Source organism: Cupriavidus gilardii (genome assembly GCF_013347325.1).
Taxonomy (GTDB): Bacteria; Pseudomonadota; Gammaproteobacteria; order Burkholderiales; family Burkholderiaceae; genus Cupriavidus; species Cupriavidus gilardii.
Window position 1 is genome coordinate 897,381 of sequence record NZ_CP054626.1, and the last position, 17,340, is coordinate 914,720.

General features: G+C 68.9%; 18 protein-coding genes. 5 read left to right on the plus strand and 13 right to left on the minus strand.

What is annotated here, in order from left to right; translation table 11 throughout:
• Nucleotides 1-94: 94 nt before the first annotated feature.
• From FOB47_RS14270 to FOB47_RS14310, 9 genes are all read right to left on the minus strand, one after another.
• Nucleotides 95-580, minus strand: a complete 486-nt coding sequence (locus FOB47_RS14270; RefSeq protein ID WP_053823024.1) for a hypothetical protein — start codon at nt 578-580, stop codon at nt 95-97.
• Nucleotides 581-745: 165 nt separating this feature from the next.
• A complete protein-coding gene (gene rng, locus FOB47_RS14275) occupies nt 746-2,209 on the minus strand; it encodes a ribonuclease G (RefSeq protein ID WP_023264366.1) in 1,464 nt (487 codons plus the stop codon).
• 139 nt (nt 2,210-2,348) lie between these two features.
• Complete coding sequence (locus tag FOB47_RS14280) at nt 2,349-2,954, minus strand: Maf family protein (RefSeq protein WP_053821347.1); 606 nt, start codon at nt 2,952-2,954, stop codon at nt 2,349-2,351.
• A gap of 94 nt (nt 2,955-3,048) precedes the next feature.
• A complete protein-coding gene (gene rlmH / locus FOB47_RS14285) occupies nt 3,049-3,519 on the minus strand; it encodes a 23S rRNA (pseudouridine(1915)-N(3))-methyltransferase RlmH (RefSeq protein ID WP_053821348.1) in 471 nt (156 codons plus the stop codon).
• Nucleotides 3,520-3,550: 31 nt separating this feature from the next.
• Complete coding sequence (gene rsfS / locus FOB47_RS14290; protein ID WP_174781371.1) at nt 3,551-4,369, minus strand: ribosome silencing factor; 819 nt, start codon at nt 4,367-4,369, stop codon at nt 3,551-3,553.
• A gap of 99 nt (nt 4,370-4,468) precedes the next feature.
• Nucleotides 4,469-5,203: a nicotinate-nucleotide adenylyltransferase gene (locus tag FOB47_RS14295; protein ID WP_082371410.1), complete on the minus strand. Its 735-nt coding sequence runs from the start codon at nt 5,201-5,203 to the stop codon at nt 4,469-4,471.
• 9 nt (nt 5,204-5,212) lie between these two features.
• On the minus strand, nt 5,213-6,124 hold the full coding sequence (hemF, locus tag FOB47_RS14300) for an oxygen-dependent coproporphyrinogen oxidase (RefSeq protein WP_053823026.1): 912 nt from the start codon (nt 6,122-6,124) through the stop codon (nt 5,213-5,215).
• Between the two features lie 124 nt (nt 6,125-6,248).
• Nucleotides 6,249-7,517, minus strand: coding sequence for a phosphoribosylamine--glycine ligase (purD, locus tag FOB47_RS14305; RefSeq protein WP_174781372.1), 1,269 nt, complete (start codon nt 7,515-7,517; stop codon nt 6,249-6,251).
• A gap of 94 nt (nt 7,518-7,611) precedes the next feature.
• A complete protein-coding gene (locus tag FOB47_RS14310) occupies nt 7,612-8,337 on the minus strand; it encodes a YebC/PmpR family DNA-binding transcriptional regulator (RefSeq protein ID WP_053821351.1) in 726 nt (241 codons plus the stop codon).
• 327 nt (nt 8,338-8,664) lie between these two features.
• On the opposite strand from FOB47_RS14310, the gene FOB47_RS14315 reads away from it, so the two are divergent.
• Complete coding sequence (locus tag FOB47_RS14315; protein ID WP_053821352.1) at nt 8,665-10,218, plus strand: helicase HerA-like C-terminal domain-containing protein; 1,554 nt, start codon at nt 8,665-8,667, stop codon at nt 10,216-10,218.
• A 99-nt stretch (nt 10,219-10,317) separates the two neighbouring features.
• On the opposite strand, the gene upp is transcribed toward FOB47_RS14315, so the two are convergent.
• Nucleotides 10,318-10,968 carry a uracil phosphoribosyltransferase gene (upp, locus tag FOB47_RS14320; protein ID WP_053821353.1) on the minus strand — a complete coding sequence of 217 codons (651 nt, stop codon included), beginning with the start codon at nt 10,966-10,968 and terminating at the stop codon, nt 10,318-10,320.
• A 310-nt stretch (nt 10,969-11,278) separates the two neighbouring features.
• On the opposite strand from upp, the gene FOB47_RS14325 reads away from it, so the two are divergent.
• Genes FOB47_RS14325 through FOB47_RS14340 form a run of 4 tightly spaced genes read left to right on the plus strand, consistent with a single transcriptional unit; the run spans nt 11,279 to nt 14,511 of the window.
• Complete coding sequence (locus FOB47_RS14325; RefSeq protein ID WP_174781373.1) at nt 11,279-12,220, plus strand: DMT family transporter; 942 nt, start codon at nt 11,279-11,281, stop codon at nt 12,218-12,220.
• A 44-nt stretch (nt 12,221-12,264) separates the two neighbouring features.
• Entirely contained in the window at nt 12,265-13,053 is a 789-nt protein-coding gene (locus tag FOB47_RS14330) for an SDR family oxidoreductase (RefSeq protein ID WP_053821355.1), read from the plus strand.
• An 8-nt stretch (nt 13,054-13,061) separates the two neighbouring features.
• Complete coding sequence (locus FOB47_RS14335) at nt 13,062-13,478, plus strand: methylglyoxal synthase (protein WP_053821356.1); 417 nt, start codon at nt 13,062-13,064, stop codon at nt 13,476-13,478.
• 58 nt (nt 13,479-13,536) lie between these two features.
• Nucleotides 13,537-14,511 carry a quinone oxidoreductase family protein gene (locus FOB47_RS14340; protein ID WP_174781374.1) on the plus strand — a complete coding sequence of 325 codons (975 nt, stop codon included), beginning with the start codon at nt 13,537-13,539 and terminating at the stop codon, nt 14,509-14,511.
• Nucleotides 14,512-14,657: 146 nt separating this feature from the next.
• Here FOB47_RS14340 and FOB47_RS14345 read toward each other — a convergent pair whose 3' ends face one another.
• The 3 genes from FOB47_RS14345 to FOB47_RS14355 all read right to left on the minus strand — a co-directional run bounded on the left by FOB47_RS14345 (nt 14,658) and on the right by FOB47_RS14355 (nt 17,339).
• Nucleotides 14,658-14,951 (minus strand): YkvA family protein, encoded by a 294-nt coding sequence (locus FOB47_RS14345; protein WP_174781375.1) that lies wholly within the window; start codon nt 14,949-14,951, stop codon nt 14,658-14,660.
• 194 nt (nt 14,952-15,145) lie between these two features.
• The gene (locus FOB47_RS14350) at nt 15,146-16,297 is read right to left on the minus strand and encodes a BMP family ABC transporter substrate-binding protein (protein ID WP_053821359.1); all 1,152 of its coding nucleotides are present in this window, start codon (nt 16,295-16,297) and stop codon (nt 15,146-15,148) included.
• Nucleotides 16,298-16,418: 121 nt separating this feature from the next.
• Nucleotides 16,419-17,339 (minus strand): ABC transporter permease, encoded by a 921-nt coding sequence (locus FOB47_RS14355; RefSeq protein ID WP_174781376.1) that lies wholly within the window; start codon nt 17,337-17,339, stop codon nt 16,419-16,421.
• Nucleotide 17,340: the final 1 nt, after the last annotated feature.

Sequence of the window (17,340 nt, forward strand, 5' to 3'; positions counted from 1 at the left end):
CGCACGGCGCCGGCGACGGTCGCGGTTCAGGCCGGCCGGTGCGCGGCGAGGTTCCGCCCTGATTGCCCCCCTGATTGCCGCCCTGATTGCCGCCCTATTTGACCTGCGCGCACATGCCGCTGCCCGGGTCGAACATCACCGGCCACGCTTCCTCGTAGATTCCCGGCGTGCAGCGCTTCTGGCAGTTGGCATGCGCCAGCGTGACGCGCCGCGGATCCTGCCAGACCATCAGCTTGCAGCCGCTGTCGTCGCGTGCGACCAGCTCGATATGCGGGGCCTTCTGGACCTGCCGGAATTCGCTCAGATCGAAGGCGCACGAGCCGCGGCGCCGCGGCACCCACAGCTTCCAGTTCAGCGCCTGTACCTCGTTGGCGATCACGCGCACCCGCGCCTCTTCGCGAAAGCCGTCGTCCTCGGTACGGCTGCAGTAGCCGGCCAGTTCGATCACGCGCGCAGCGATCGGTGGCGGCGGGGCAGGGGTAACCTGGCGTTCGGGCGCGGCCGGCGGCAACGAGGGCGCGCGTTTGGCCAGTTCCTGCACGGGCGCGCAGCCCTGGATGCCGCAGATTGCGATCAGCATCGCGCCCACCCACGGCGCGCCTTGCCAGGTCCAGGCCAGTCCGGCCCTCGTCGCTTGCCGCCCCGTCATGGTCCGCTCCTGCCGTGCCATTCCTGCATTCGTTATAGGGGATCGCGGCGGCAATGACATGCGGTCAGACCCTAGTGGAAATCCGGACGGGTTGCGCTACATCAGGATGATGTCGTACTGCTCCTGATGGAAGGTCGATTCGACCTGCAGCGAAATCGGCTTGCCGATGAAGTCGCCGAGCATCGCCATGTGCTGGCTTTCCTCTTCGAGGAAGAGGTCGATCACTTCCTGCGAGGCCAGGATGCGGAACTCGCGCGGATTGAACTGGCGCGACTCGCGCATGATCTCGCGCAGGATCTCGTAGCACACCGTGCGCGGCGTCTTGACCTGCCCCTTGCCCTGGCAGACCGGGCACTGCTCGCACAGCACGTGCGCCAGCGATTCGCGCGTGCGCTTGCGCGTCATCTCGACCAGGCCCAACTGCGAGAAGCCGTTGACGGTGATGCGGGTGCGGTCGCGCGACAGCGCGCGCTTCAGTTCCGACAGCACCGCGTCGCGGTGCTCCGCGTTCTCCATATCGATGAAGTCGATGATGATGATGCCGCCCAGGTTGCGCAGCCGCAGCTGGCGCGCGATCGTGTGCGCCGCCTCGAGATTGGTCTTGAAGATCGTGTCGTCGAAATTGCGCGCGCCGACATAGCCGCCGGTGTTGACGTCGATCGTCGTCATCGCCTCGGTCTGGTCGATCATCAGATACCCGCCGGACTTCAGGTCGACGCGCCGCGACAGCGCGCGCTCGATCTCCGCGTCGATATTGAACAGGTCGAAGATCGGCCGCTCGCCGGTGTAGTGCGACAGCCGCGGCAGCACCGCCGGCGTGTATTCCTGCGCGAACTCGACCAGCTTCTGATAGTTCTCGCGCGAGTCGACCTGGATCACGCCGGTGGCGTCGTTGACGAAATCGCGCAGCACGCGCTGCGCCAGGCTCAGATCCTGATACAGCAGGCTGGGCGCCGGCAGCGTGGTGGCGTTGAGCCGGATCGCGCCCCAGATCTTGCGCAGATAGGCGATGTCGTTGCCGAGCTCCTCGTCGGTCGCCTCCTCGGCGATGGTGCGCACGATGAAGCCGCCGCGCTCGTCCTCGGGCACCAGCCCCTGCACGCGGGCGCGCAGCGCCTCGCGATCGACCTCGCCCTCGATCCGCTGCGAGATGCCGATATGCGGGTCCTGCGGCAGATAGACCAGCGTACGGCCGGCGATGCTGACCTGGGTCGACAGCCGCGCGCCCTTGGTGCCGATCGGGTCCTTGATCACCTGCACCATCAGCGCCTGGCCTTCGAACAGCGTCTTCTCGATCGCCAGCTGCGTGCTGCCGTTGCGGTCCGGTTCGCGCCGGTGCCAGATATCGGCAACGTGCAGGAAGGCGGCGCGCTCCAGCCCGATGTCGATGAAGGCCGATTGCATGCCGGGCAGCACGCGCACGACCTTGCCCAGATAGATATTGCCGACCAGTCCGCGCGTCAGCGTGCGCTCGACATGAAGCTCCTGCACCGCGGCCTGCTGCACGATGGCCACGCGCGTTTCCTGCGGGGTGATATTGACGAGGATGTCTTCGGTCATGTTGTGTGCGATCCGTCGCCGGCTGGCTGGCTCCGCCGACGGTGATCCGTCGCGGCGGAGCAGGTTGGTCCCCTGGATGCCGTGCGGCGCGGTCGGCGGGCGAACCGGCGCCTTGCTCGGCGTTGCGTGGCGGTGCGCTTCAGAAGCGCAGGCCGGCCTGTCGCAACAGTGCTGCCGTCTCGAACAGGGGCAGGCCCATGATACCCGAATAGCTCCCCGCGATCCGCTGCACGAACTCGGCGGCGCGGCCCTGGATGCCATACGCGCCGGCCTTGCCGAGCGGCTCGCCGCTGGCCACGTAGCGGGCGATCTCGTCCTCCCGCATCGCGCGGAAACTGACCTCGGAGATCGACAGCGCATGGTGCGCGCCGAGGGTCGAGACCACGGTCACCGCGGTCAGCACGCGATGCGTGGTGCCGGACAGCGCCGCCAGCATCGCCGCGGCGTCGTCGGCATGCTCGGGTTTGCCGAGGATGCGCCCGCCCAGGCAGACCGTGGTGTCGGAGGTCAGGATCGGGGCGTCGGGCAACGCGCGGCGTTCGCGGCGGCGCAGTGCGGCCTCGGCCTTCAGCGCGCAGACCCGCTGCACATAGTCGTCCGGCGTCTCGCCGGGCAGCACCGCTTCGAGCGCCTCCGCGTCTTCGTCGTCGTCGGGCAGCAGCAACTGGTAGGACACGCCGAGCTGCGTCAGCAGTTCGCGGCGGCGGGGGCTTTGGGAGGCGAGGTAGAGGACGTCGTGGAGCACGGTGGCACGGGCGCGGCGGGCGCGCTCAGGGACAAGGGTGGAACGACGGGATGGAACGACGGGATGGAACGCCGGTTGATACCGGGGAGCGGGATCAGACCCGATGGTAAGGGTGGTTCTGCGTGACCGTCCAGGCGCGGTACAGCTGCTCGGCCAGCAGCACGCGCACCATGCCGTGCGGCAGCGTCAGGCTGGACAGCCGCAGTAGCGTCTGCGCGCGCGCCTTCAGCGCCGGATCGAGCCCGTCGGCCCCGCCGATCAGGAAGGCGACGTCGCCGCCCTCGCGCTGCCAGCCGGTCAGCTGCTCGGCCAGCTGCATCGTGGTCAGGTCGCGGCCGCGTTCGTCCAGTGCGACGATGCGGCACTGGCGCGGCAGCGCGGCCTCGATGCGCGCGGCCTCGCGCTGCATCACGGTCGCCGCGTTATTGCTGGCGGTGCGGGCCTCGGGCTTGATCTCGCGCAGCACGATACGCAGCTCCGGCGGCATGCGCTTGGCATACTCGGCGAAGCCGGACTCGATCCAGGCCGGCATCTTGTGCCCGACCGCGACGATCAGCAACTGCACGGCGACGCGCTGCTGCGGGAGCGGGCGCGGCTCAGGCCGAGCGGGTGGCGCGCTTGCGCGGCGCCGCGGTCTTGGCGGCGGCGCTGCGCGTGGCGGTGGTCCTGGCCGCGGTGCGGGTGCCGGTACCGGTTCCCGTCTTTGCCGCCGTCTTGGTGGCCGTCTTCGTGGCGGTCTTGGTGGCCGTCTTGGTGGCGGTCTTGGCCGCCGTCTTGCGCGCGGCGCCGCTACCACTGCCGGTGCCCGTGCGGGCCGGAGCCTTGCGCGCCGGCGCGGCGCCGCTGACGCTGGTGGTGCGGGTGCGCGCGACCGGCTTGCGTTGCGTGGCGATCGCGTCCGGGTCGGTGTCCTCGTGGCCCATCGGCGGCGACGGCTCCTTCATGCCTTCGGGCAGGCGGGCCAGCGCCGGGCGTTCGCCGACGGCGCGGCGCGTGCGGGTGCGCGGCGCCTCCTCGGCGTCCTCCTCTTCGTCCATCCGCTCGCTGGCCTTGGCCAGGCCCTTGGCGCCCGCGCCGAGCTTGATCCGCACCGGCTTGTCGCCCCAGATCTCTTCCAGGTTGTAGTACTGGCGCAGCTGCGGCTGCAGGATATGCACCACCGCGTCGCCGCAGTCGACCAGCACCCATTCGCCGGTCTCCATGCCTTCCACCGCGATGATGTGGCCGCCGGCCTCCTTGACGGTGTCGCGCACCGAGGCGGCCAGCGCCTTGGTCTGCCGGTTCGAGGTGCCGCTGGCGATCACCACGCGGTCGAACAGTTCGGTCAGGTGCGTGGTGTCGAACACCTTGATGTCCTGTGCCTTGACGTCCTCGAGGCCATCGACGATGGCGCGTTGCAGTTTGCGAATATCCATGGTGCCTTGGTGGTGCCCTTGTATTTTGTCAGCGAGGGATCGGTGGCCGTAGCCGCGTCCCGGGCCAGTGCCAAGGCCGGCCCGGTTCCACGGTCCTGCTCAGTCCTGGCGATAGAGTCCGTGGGTGGCGATGTAGTGTGCCACGCCCGGGGGGAGTTGGTCATCCGCGCGCTGGCCGGCGGCAAGGCGCTGGCGCAGGGCGGTGGAGGAGAGGTCGACGGCGAGCGTCTGGTCGATCCACATCCGGCCGGAGGGCGTGGATTGTATCAGGTGCGCGTCGGCGCGGCGTTGGGCCAGCGCATCGCGCACCGGGCCATCGAGCTGCTCCAGCGCGAAACCGGGCCGGGTCGCGACGCACAGGTGGACGTAGTCGAGCAGGTCCTCCCAGCCATGCCAGGTGTGCAGGCGCAGCAATTGGTCGGCGCCCATCAGCCAGGCCAGCGAGGCCTCGGCGCCGTAATGCTCGCGCAGCTGGCGCACCGTGTCGATGGTGTAGCTCGGGCCGGCGCGATCGACCTCCATGCGGCTGGCGTGGACGCGCGCCGGCGCGTCGGCCAGCGCCGCGGCGGCCAGCTCGGTCATCGCCAGCCGGTCGGCGGCCGGCGTCACGTCGTTGCCCTTCTGCCAGGACTGGCCGGTCGGGATCCACAGCAGTTCGTCGAGCTGCAGATGGTCGATGCACAGCCGCGCCAGCGCCAGGTGGCCGACATGGGGCGGATCGAAGGTGCCGCCGAGGATGCCGAGGCGCCAGGGGCGGCCGTGCCCGGCGGGACCCGGATCGTCGGCCGGGCCCGGCCGGATCGGCGCGCTGGCGGCGGAGGCGGTGGTGTTCATCGGTGAGGTTCAGACCCAGTCGCGCGCCGGCAGGAAGTCGGTGTACAACGCCGCTTCGGCACTGTCCGGCTCGGGCTGCCAGTCGTAGCGCCAGGCGGCCTGCGGCGGCATCGACATCAGGATCGATTCGGTGCGTCCGCCCGATTGCAGGCCGAACAGCGTGCCGCGGTCGAACACCAGGTTGAATTCGACATAGCGGCCGCGGCGATAGGCCTGGAAGTCGCGTTCGCGCGGGCCGTAGGGCGTGTCCTTGCGCGCCCGCAGGATCGGCAGGTAGGCGTCGAGGAAGCCGTCGCCGACCGCGCGCATCATCGCGAAGCTGTCGTCGAAGCCGAGCGCGGAAAAGTCGTCGAAGAACACGCCGCCGACGCCGCGCGCCTCGCCGCGATGCTTCAGGAAGAAGTAGTCGTCGCACCAGCGCTTGAAGCGCGGATAGAGATCGGCGCCGAACGGATCGAGCGCGGCCTTGCAGGTCGCGTGGAAATGCCGGCAGTCGTCGGCATTGCCGTAGTAGGGCGTCAGGTCCATGCCGCCGCCGAACCACCAGACCGGGTCGGCGCCTTCCTTGACCGCGAGGAAGCAGCGCACGTTCATATGGACCGTGGGCACGTAGGGATTGCGCGGATGGAACACCAGCGACACGCCCATCGCCTCGAAGCCGCGCCCGGCCAGTTCGGGCCGGTTGGCGCTGGCCGAAGGCGGCAGCGCGTCGCCGCGCACGTGCGAGAAGCCGACGCCGGCGCGCTCCATCACCGCGCCGCCTTCGAGGATGCGGGTGCGGCCGCTGCCGCGCAGGCGTTCGGTCGGCGGCTTTTCCCAGGCATCGGTGGCGAACGGCTGCCCGTCGATGGCGGCGACGGCATCCGTGATGCGGTCTTGCAGATCCAGCAGATAGGCGCGGACTGCCTGGGAGTCGATCATCAGCATGGTCAGGATTGTAGCCGCTGCCCCGTCATGGTGCGGCGGCGCCGGCACGCGGGGCGGCTTGTGCTGCGGGGGTGTTCTCCCTCTCCCGCGGGGAGAGGGCCGGGGTGAGGGAAAGACTTCAGCGCTTGATCGCGCGATACCCGATATCGGAGCGGTACTGCATGCCGTCGAAGTGGATCTGCTGGGCCGCCGCATAGGCCGCGCGCTGCGCCGCCTTGACGGTATCGGCCAGGCCCACCACGCACAGCACGCGGCCGCCGGCGGTCAGCAGCTTGCCGTCGGCCAGCGTGGTGCCGGCGTGGAACGTCACGCTGTCGTCGGTCTCGGCCGGGATGCCGGTGATCAGGTCGCCCTTGCGCGGCGCATCGGGGTAGCCGTGCGCGGCCATCACCACGCCCAGCGCGGTACGGCGGTCCCAGTCGAGCTCGACCGCGTCGAGCCGGCCATTGACCGCGTGCTCCATCACGTCGAACAGGTCGGTCTTCAGCCGCGCCATGATCGGCTGCGTCTCGGGATCGCCCATGCGGCAATTGAATTCGAGCGTCTTCGGATTGCCTTCACTGTCGATCATCAGGCCGGCGTACAGGAAGCCGGTGTACGGGATGCCGTCCTTCTCCATGCCGCGCACGGTCGGCATGATGATCTCGCGCAGCACGCGCGCATGGAGCGCCGGCGTGACCACCGGTGCCGGCGAATAGGCGCCCATGCCGCCGGTATTGGGGCCGGCGTCGCCGTCGAGCAGGCGCTTGTGGTCCTGGCTGGTCGCCAGTGCCAGCACGTTCGCGCCGTCGACCATCACGATGAAGCTGGCTTCCTCGCCCTCGAGGAATTCCTCGATGACCACGCGCGCGCCGGCATCGCCGAGCTTGTTGTCGGCCAGCATCATGTCGACCGCGGCGTGCGCCTCTTCCAGCGTGGTGGCGACCACCACGCCCTTGCCCGCGGCCAGGCCGTCGGCCTTGATCACGATCGGCGCGCCCTGCGCATCGATATAGGCGTGCGCCTGGCCGGCGTCGGCGAAGGTCTGGTAGGCGGCGGTCGGAATCTGGTGCCGGTGCATGAAGTCCTTGGCGAAGTCCTTCGACGACTCCAGCTGCGCGGCCGCGCGGCTCGGGCCGAAGATCCGCAGGCCCTGCGCGCGGAACACGTCGACGATGCCGGCCGCCAGCGGCGCCTCGGGACCGACCACGGTGAAATGCACGCTCTGCTGCCGGGCAAACTCGGCCAGCGCCGCCGGATCGGTCACCGGGACGTTCTGCAGCCGCTTGTCCAGCGCCGTGCCGCCGTTGCCCGGCGCCACGTAGACGACCTGCACCTTGGGCGACTGGGCCAGTTTCCAGGCCAGCGCGTGTTCACGTCCGCCCGAGCCGACAACCAATACTTTCATGATCCACTGCCAGAAGATAAAGCTTTGGGGAGGGCGGCCGCCGCATTGCGTGGGCGGCGGCCGCCGGGGAGAGGGGAGGGGCGGAGGCGCCGGCTCAGTCCTCGATCACCGCGTTGGTGAAGACTTCCTGCACGTCGTCGAGATTTTCCAGCGCGTCGAGCAGCTTCTGCATCTTGACGGCATCGTCGCCGGTGAAGCTGACTTCGTTCTGCGGCTTCATCACGACGTCGGCGACCTCGGCCTTGAAGCCGGCCGCTTCCAGCGCCGCCTTGACGGCACCGAAGTCATTGGGCGGGCAGGTGACCTCGATCGCGCCGTCCTCGTGCGTCACGACGTCGTCGGCGCCGGCCTCGAGCGCGGCTTCCATCAGCTTGTCCTCGGGCGTGCCCGGGGCAAACAGGAACTGGCCGCAGTGCGTGAACATGAACGCGACCGAACCCTCGGTGCCCATGTTGCCGCCGTGCTTGGAGAAGGCGTGGCGCACTTCGGCGACGGTGCGGGTGCGGTTGTCGGTCAGGCAATCGACGATGATCGCGGCGCCGGACAGGCCGTAGCCCTCGTAGCGGATTTCCTCGTAGCTGGCGCCTTCCAGACCGCCCACGCCGCGCTGGATCGCGCGCTGGATGTTGTCCTTCGGCATGTTGGCGTCCGTGGCCTTGTCCATGGCCAGGCGCAGGCGCGGATTGGAGTCGGGATCGCCGCCGCCCAGCTTGGCGGCGACGGTGATTTCCTTGATCAGGCGGGTCCAGATCTTGCCGCGCTTGGCGTCGGCGGCGGCTTTCTTATGCTTGATATTGGCCCATTTGGAATGACCGGCCATGTTTCTCTCCGAGGCGGAACAGGTACGCGATGCGCGTGCAGCGCGGCAAGCGCAGCATGGCCGAAGGTGGCGGCCGGGCCGGCGGACGTTCGAGGACGCCCTCGGCTTGTTGCGATGCACGCGCCGGGTGATGGAATCATCAGCGGCAGGCCATGACTGCTGGCAATCACTGCTGGATATAATCAGCCGGGGATTTTATCACGCGCCCCCGCGCGCCAGACCGCCGGCCCGGCCTTTCCCGCACCGGCCAAAGGCCCGCTCCGTGGCGCCGCACCATCGCGCGATCCTCGATTCATTCCTCGCCTCGTCATTCACCGGAGCCCCAGCATGGCCGACCCCATCGTTATCGCCAAGAACGCCCAGCACGAACTGGCCCTGCTGCCGCAGATGGGCAATCGCCACGGCTTGATCACCGGCGCCACCGGCACCGGCAAGACCGTGACGCTGCAAGCGCTGGCACAAGGCTTTTCGCGGCTCGGCGTGCCGGTCTTCATGGCCGACGTCAAGGGCGACCTGACCGGCATCTCGCAGCCCGGCCAGCTGTCCGACAAGCTGGCCAGGCGGCTGGCCGACCTGGGCCTGCCCGAACCGGTCTGGGGCGCCTGCCCGACCACGCTGTGGGACGTGTTCGGCGAGAAGGGCCATCCTGTGCGTGCCACCGTGTCCGACATGGGCCCGCTGCTGCTGTCGCGCATGCTCGAGCTCAACGACACCCAGCAGGGCGTGCTGAACCTGGTGTTCCGCATCGCCGATGCCAACGGCCTGCTGCTGCTCGACGCCAAGGACCTGCGCGCGATGCTGCAGTACGTCGGCGACAACGCGTCGCAGTTCACCACCGAGTACGGCAATATCTCGGCCGCGTCGATCGGCGCGATCCAGCGCGGCCTGGTCGCGCTCGAATCGCAGGGCGCCGACGTGTTCTTCGGCGAGCCGATGCTGAACCTGGACGACTTCATGCAGACCGACAAGGGCCTGGGCATGGTCAATATCCTGGCCGCCGACAAGCTGCTGCACGCACCGCGGCTGTACGCGACCTTCCTGCTGTGGCTGCTGTCCGAGCTGTTCGAGAAGCTGCCCGAGGCGGGCGACCTCGACAAGCCCAAGCTGGTGTTCTTCTTCGACGAGGCCCACCTGCTGTTCAACGACGCGCCGAAGGCACTGCTCGAGAAGATCGAGCAGGTGGTGCGGCTGATCCGTTCGAAGGGCGTCGGCGTGTACTTCGTCACGCAGAACCCGATCGATATTCCCGACACCGTGCTGGGCCAGCTCGGCAACCGCGTCCAGCATGCGCTGCGCGCCTTCACGCCGCGCGACCAGAAGGCGGTCAAGGTGGCCGCCACGACGATGCGCGCCAATCCCGAGCTGGACGTCGAGAAGGCGATCGGCGAGCTGGCGGTCGGCGAGGCGCTGATCTCGCTGCTCGACGCCAAGGGCACGCCCGGCATCACGCAGCGCGCCTGGGTGCTGGCGCCGGGCAGCCGCATCGGCCCGATCGACGAGGCCGAGCGCAAGCAGCTGCTGGCCTCGTCGCTGGTGGCGGGCACCTACGAGAAGGCCGTGGATCGGGAATCGGCCTACGAGCGGCTCAAGGGCAGGGCCGCGCAGAGCGCGGAGGCACAGACGGGGCAGGACGGGGCGCAGAACGGCGGGCAGGCCGGTGGCGAGCCCGCGCAGCAGCAGGCCGGCGAACGCGGCTGGCTCGACGAGGCGGGCGATCTGTTCGGCGGCCTGACGCGCGGCACCGGCAAGAGCGGCCGCGGCGATTCGATCCTCGAATCGATGGCCAAGTCCGCGGCGCGCACCATGGGTTCGCAGGTCGGCCGCGAACTGATCCGCGGCGTGCTCGGCAGCCTGCTGGGGTCGGGGCGCAAGCGCCGGTAGCCAGCGGCGCTGCGCTTTTCCCCAGCCATCTTCCGCCGCACGGCGGATGGGCGCGGCGGAAGGGCGCGGCGGTGAGGGCAAGCGCCCCCAGCCGCCGACTCAGTTCTTGGTGCCGAACAACCGGTCGCCCGCATCCCCCAGGCCCGGCACGATGTACGCGTGCTCGTCCAGATGGCTGTCGAGCGAGGCCACGTACAGCCTGACGTTCGGGTGGGCCTTCTGGAAGACCTCGACCCCTTCGGGCGCCGCCACCAGCGCGACGAAGGTGATCGCCTCGTCCTTGACGCCGCGGCGCTTGAGCACATCGACCGCATGCGCCGCCGAATAGCCGGTGGCGACCATCGGATCGCACAGGATGAAGCTGCGGTCCTCCAGGTCGGGCAGCCGCACCAGGTATTCGACCGGACGATGATGCTCGTCGCGATAGACGCCGATATGGCCGATCCGCGCCGACGGGATCAGCTCGACCAGGCCGTCGCTCATGCCCACGCCGGCGCGCAGCACCGGCACGATGGTCAGCTTCTTGCCGGCGATCACCGGCGCATCCATGCTGACCAGCGGCGTGTCGATATGGCGCGTGGTCAGCGGCAGGCTGCGCGTGATCTCGTAACCCATCAGCAGCGTGATCTCGCGCAGCAGCTCGCGGAAGGTCCGCGTCGACGTGTCGCGGTCCCGCATGTGCGACAGCTTGTGCTGGATCAGCGGGTGGTCGAGGATGAACAGGTTGGGGAAACGCGGATCTTGCTTCATGGCGGGTAGCGGCTGGGCGGGAAGGGCGGGGCCTGGGTCAGGCCGGGAGGTCTGGCTTGTCGGTCTGGTTGGCCGTTGGTGCGGGATTGTAATGGATCGACTCCGCGTCGTCGCCGCGAAAGCGGGGACCCAGCGGCTTCGAGCGGGCCTCCGATGCCTTTGCGCCTTTTGACATACAATCCTCGCGTCTGTCGGACGACAACTTCAAGCGTTGCCGACGCGACGGCAATTCCCAACCTTTCCCGATGTCGTGCCTTGCCGCGCCCGCCTGTCGGCGACCGTGCGCGGACAGGCCGTTTGCACCATACCCGTGCCCGCTTCCCAGAAATCCCTCGCCAGCCCCGCCAGCGCTTCCGCCGGTGCGCGGCAGCGCACCGGGCTTGCCGTCGCCGCGATCGGCGCGGTGCTGTTCTCCGGCAAGGCCATCGTCGCCAAGCTGATGTACCGCTACAACGTCGACGCCGTGATGGTGATCACGCTGCGCATGCTGTTCGCGGTGCCGCTGTTCATGGCGATCGGCTGGTGGCAGTCGCTGCGGCTGCCGCCGCTGTCCTGGGCCGATCGCGGGCGCGTGCTGATGCTCGGCTTCATCGGCTACTACCTGTCGAGCTTTCTCGATTTCCTCGGCCTGCAATACATCACCGCGGGGCTGGAGCGGCTGATCCTGTTCCTGACGCCGTCCTTCGTCGTGCTGGCCACCGCCTTCGGCTTCAAGCGCCATATCAGCCGGCAGCAGTGGATCTCGCTGCTGCTGGCCTATGCCGGCATCGTGCTGGTGCTGGCCCACGACCTCGACGTCAGCGGCAGCCAGGTATGGCTCGGCGCCGCGCTGGTGCTCGGCAGCGCGCTGAGCTACGCGGTCTATCTGATCGCCAGCGGCGAGCTGGTCGCCCGCATCGGCTCGCTGCGGCTGGTCGCCTATGCGATGTGCGTGTCCACCGCCTGCTGCGTGGTGCAATATCTGGTGCTGGGACGCCCCTGGGGCGAACTGCTGCAGCCGGCGCCGGTGATGTGGCTGTCCGTGATCAACGCGGTGTTCTGCACCGTGTTGCCGGTGTCGCTGACGATGATGGCGGTCGCGCGCATCGGCGCGCCGATGGCCTCGCAGGCGGGCATGATCGGCCCGGTGTCGACGCTGTTCCTCGGCTTCTGGCTGCTGGGCGAGCCGATCACCGTGGTGCAGCTGGCCGGCAGCGCACTGGTGATGGGCGGCATCTATCTGCTGTCGCGCGGCAAGGCCGCGCGGGCTTGAACACAGGCGTGAAGACAAACTAGCGAATCAAGGAGAAAGGGAGCATGGATTTCGGACTGCGAGGCAAGCATGCGCTGGTGTGCGGCGCGAGCAAGGGACTGGGCTTTGCCTGCGCCGATGCGCTGGCCGCCGAGGGCGTTGATGTGGTAATCGTCGCGCGCGGCGCCGAGGCGCTGGACAAGGCCGCCGCCGATCTGCGCGCGCGCCATGGCCGCCGCGTGATCGCGGTGGCGACCGACATCACGACGCCGGAAGGCCGCCAGCAGGCGCTCGAGGCCGCGGCCAAGCTGGGCGAGCTCGACATCCTGGTCAACAACGCGGGCGGCCCGCCGCCGGGCAACTTCCGCGACTGGAACCGCGAGGACTGGATCGCCGCGCTCGACGCCAACATGCTGACGCCGATCGAACTGATCAAGGCGACGGTGGACGGCATGATCGCGCGCAAGTGGGGCCGCATCATCAACATCACCAGCGGCGCGGTCAAGGCGCCGATCGATGTGCTGGGCCTGTCCAACGGCGCGCGTTCGGGCCTGACCGGCTTCGTCGCCGGCGTGGCGCGCGAGGTCGCGCAGCATGGCGTGACCATCAACAACCTGCTGCCGGGGCCGTTCAATACGGACCGGCTGTACAAGACGATGGAAGGCGCGGCGAAGAAGGCCAATCTGACCGTCGATGAAGTCGCGCAGCGCCGCGCCGCGCAGAACCCGTCGCGCCGCTTCGGCGACCCGGCCGAGTTCGGCGCGACCTGCGCATTCCTGTGCAGCAAGCAGGCGGCCTACATCACCGCGCAGAACATCCTGCTGGACGGCGGCGCCTACCCCGGCACCTTCTGAGCGCGCGCATGACGACCATCCCTGTGGCCGCGGTTCCGCCGCGCATCGCGCTGATCGCGCACGACCGCAAGAAGGACGATATCGTCGCCTTCGCCCGCCGCCACCGCGACTTCCTCGTGCACTGCGAACTGCTGGCCACCGGTACCACCGGCGGCCGGCTGATCGACGAGGTGGGGCTGCCCGTCACGCGCATGCTGTCGGGCCCGTGGGGCGGCGACCTGCAGATCGGCGCGCAGCTGGCCGAGGGCCGGGTGGCCGCGGTGATCTTCCTGCGCGACCCGATGACGCCGCAGCCGCACGAGCCCGACATCAACGCGCTGGTGCGCGCCTGCGACGTGCACGACGTACCGTGCGCGACCAATGTGGCGACCGCCGACATGCTGATCGCCGAAATGCGGCGGCGCGCCGAAACGCCGGCGGCCTGAGCCGGTGCGGCATCGCCGCGGCGCTTCCCATCCGATGATCCCCAAGGAGAACCGAACCATGAGCAAAGCCATCCGCATATTCGAGAACGGCGGTCCTGAAGTGATGCAGTGGGTCGACGTCGAGGTCGGCGAGCCCGGCCCGGGCGAGATCCGCATCCGGCAGGAGGCGGTCGGCCTGAACTACATCGACGTCTACTTCCGCACCGGCCTGTACAAGCAGCCGCTGCCCGGCGGCATCGGCATGGAAGGCGCCGGCGTGGTCGAGGCGGTCGGGCCGGGTGTCACGCATCTGCGCGAAGGCGATCGCGTCGCCTATGCCGGCCGTCCCACCGGCGCCTATGCACAGGTGCGCGTGATGCCGGCCGACATCGTCGTCAAGCTGCCGGACGATATCTCGTTCGAGCAGGCCGCCGCGATGATGCTGCAGGGCATGACGGTGCAGTACCTGGTGCGCGACACCTACCGCGTGCAGCCGGGCGACACCGTGCTGCTGCACGCCGCCGCCGGCGGCATCGGCCTGATCGCATCGCAGTGGCTGAAGGCGCTGGGTGCCACCGTGATCGGCACCGTCGGCAACGATGACAAGGCCGCGCTGGCGCGCGCGCACGGCTGCGACCACACCATCGTCTACACGCGCGAGTCGTTCCTGGACCGCGTCAAGGAGATCACCGGCGGCAAGGGTGTGGCGGTCGTCTACGACTCGATCGGCAAGGACACCTTCAACGATTCGCTGGACTGCCTGGCGCCGCGCGGCACCATGGTCAGCTTCGGCAATGCCTCCGGTCCGGTGCCGCCGGTCGATATCTCGGTGCTGGGCGCGAAGGGCTCGCTGAAGCTGACGCGGCCGACCATCATGACCTATGTGACGCAGCGCGAGCTGCTCGAGCCGATGGCGGCCGAGCTGTTCGACATCGTGCGCAGCGGCAAGGTCAGGATCGAGGTGCGGCAGCGCTATCCGCTGTCCGAGGTCGCGCAGGCCCATCGCGAGCTGGAGGCGCGCAAGACCACCGGCTCGACCGTGCTGATTCCATAAGGTGAGCGGCTGTCGTTCCCGCGCAAGCGGGAACCCGGCGACTTGCGGTGTCACTGGATCCCCGCCTGCGCGGGGACGGCAACGGCGGGATCGCAACGACAAAGGGCGCCGGTTGGCGCCCTTTCTTCTTGCCCGCTACCGCGAGGTCAGTGCGGCCTGACCGTGGTCGACTGCGTCCGCATCTGCGCCTGCCGCAGGATATGCGGTGGCAGGCGCTTCAGGATCAGATGGACCGCCAGCGGAATCAGCACCAGATCGTCGACGATGCCCAGTCCCGCCACCACGTCCGGAATCAGGTCGATCGGCGACAGCGCGTACAGCACCACGCCGATCACCGCCGGCTTGAGCCAGCCGGGCGCGTCCGGGTGCCGCAGCGCATGCCAGAGCAGGCGCCCATCCCGCCGCACGAGCGTCCAAAGCGCCGAGAATCGTTTCCACATGAGAGGCCTCCTTCACACTGTGCACCCGCGGCTGGAAATGCGCGGCACGACAACAGGATAGCTTGGGCCGGTTCGCCGCGGTTCAAGTTCCCTAGGGGATGCGGTGAAGGGTAGGGAGTAGGGTTTGCTCCCCTCTCCCGCGCGGCAGGAGAGGGGGCAAACAGGCGGTAAAGGGCGCCGCCGGAGCGTTCCGGTCAACCCGGAATCTGCCCCTCCACACCCTCGACATAGAACTTGATGCCGTGCAGGAACTTGTCGTCGGCGACCTGGCCTTCGGCCAGTTGCTCCTTGCCGGTGTTGTCCTTGATCGGGCCCTTCCAGATCGGCGCGCTGCCCTCGATGATGCCGCGGCGGCGCTCGGCGACCAGCGCCTTGACGTCCTCGGGCACATCGGCGTTGAAGCCGGTCAGGTCGATCATGTTCTCCTTCAGGCCCCACCAGGTCGTGCCGTTGGTCCAGGTGCCGCCGAGCACGTCGCCGACCACCTTGTTGTAGTAGACGCCCCACGAAATCACCGACGCCGCCAGGTGGGCCTTCGGACCGAACTTGCTCATGTCGCTGTCCCAGCCGAACGCGTGCACGCCCTTTTCCTGTGCGGTCTGCACCACGGCGGCCGAGTCGGTGTTCTGCATCAGCATGTCGACGCCCTGGCCGATCAGCGTGGTCGCGGCCTCGCGTTCCTTGCCCGGATCGAACCACTTGTTGACCCAGACCACCTTGACGGTCGCGTTCGGATTGACGCTGCGCGCGCCGAGCGCGAACGAGTCGATATTGCGGATCACCTCGGGAATCGGCACCGACGCGACCACGCCCATCTTGCCGGTCTTGCTCATCTTGCCGGCGACCACGCCGGCCAGGTAGGCGCCCTCGTAGGTGCGAACGTCGTACTGCGCGACGTTCTCCGCGGTCTTGAAGCCGGTCGCGTGCTCGAAGCGGACGTCCGGAAATTCGCGGGCGACCTTCAGCATCGACTCCATGTAGCCGAACGTCGTGCCGAAGATCAGCTTGTTGCCCTGGCTGGCCAGGTCGCGGAACACGCGCTCGGCGTCCGCGGCCGACTCGGGCACGTTCTCGACATAGGTGGTCTTGACCTTGTCGCCGAACTTCTCCTCGACCGCCTTGCGGCCGCGGTCGTGCGCATAGGTCCAGCCGGCGTCGCCGACCGGTCCGATATAGACGAAGGCGACCTTCAGCGGCTCTCCCGCCTGGCCGGCGGCGGCCGGCGCGGAGGCGGCACCCGGGGCCGGCTGTTCGGCCTCCTTCTTGCCGCAGCCGGCCAGCGTGGCGGCCGCCAGCAGCGTGGTGGCGGCCAGCGTCGCGAGGGACTTCCTGCGCGTGACGTTCATCGATTTCTCCTTGTGTTGAATGCGCGAATGCTTGCGGGATGGATGGCGGGTTGGCTCTGCTTGCAGACGGCGGCGCGGCCCCGCGGCGACCCCTGTTCGCCGCGCCGTCGATCGAAACGGGTCAGGCGTTGCCGGGACGGAACGGCCGTCCCAGCGACGCCGGCATATTCAGGCGGATCCACGCCGGATTGCGCGAGATCAGCGCCAGCACGACGATGGTGGCCGCATACGGCAGCATCGACAGGACCTGCGACGGCACCGACACGCCGATGCCCTGCAGATAGAACTGCAGGATCGTCACGCCGCCGAACAGCCAGGCGCCGACCAGTACGCGGGCGGGCCGCCAGGTGGCGAAGGTGGTCAGGGCCAGCGCGATCCAGCCGCGCCCGGCGACCAGGTTCTCGACCCACATCGGCGTATAGACCAGCGACAGGTAGGCGCCCGCCAGCCCGCAGCAGCCGCCGCCGAACAGCAGCGCGGCGAAGCGGATCCAGCGCACCGGATAGCCGAGCGCGTGCGCCGACTCCGGCGATTCGCCGATCGCGCGCAGCGTCAGCCCGGCGCGCGTGCGGAACAGGAACCACATGATGGCCAGGCACAGCAGCACGCTGGCATAGACCATCCAGTGATGCTGGAACAAGGCCGGGCCGACGAAGGGCAGGTCGCCGAGCACCGGCACCTTGCTGCCCTGCGCGGGCATCGCATGGCCGACGAAGCGCTGGCCCATGAAGGCCGACAGGCCGGTGCCGAAGATCGACAGCGCGAGGCCCGTGGCGACCTGGTTGGTGGCCAGCACCAGCGCCAGCCAGGCGAACAGCGTGGCCATTGCCATGCCGGCCAGCGCGCCGGCGACGAAGCCGAGCAGCGGCGACTGGGTCTGGTAGCCGACCATGAAGCCGAACACCGCGGCGACCAGCATCATGCCCTCGGCGCCGAGGTTCAGCACGCCGGCGCGTTCGTTGATCAACAGGCCGAGCGCGGCCAGCAGCAGCGGCGTGCCGGCATTGATCGCGGTGGCGACAAGGGGAGCGAATTGTTCCATG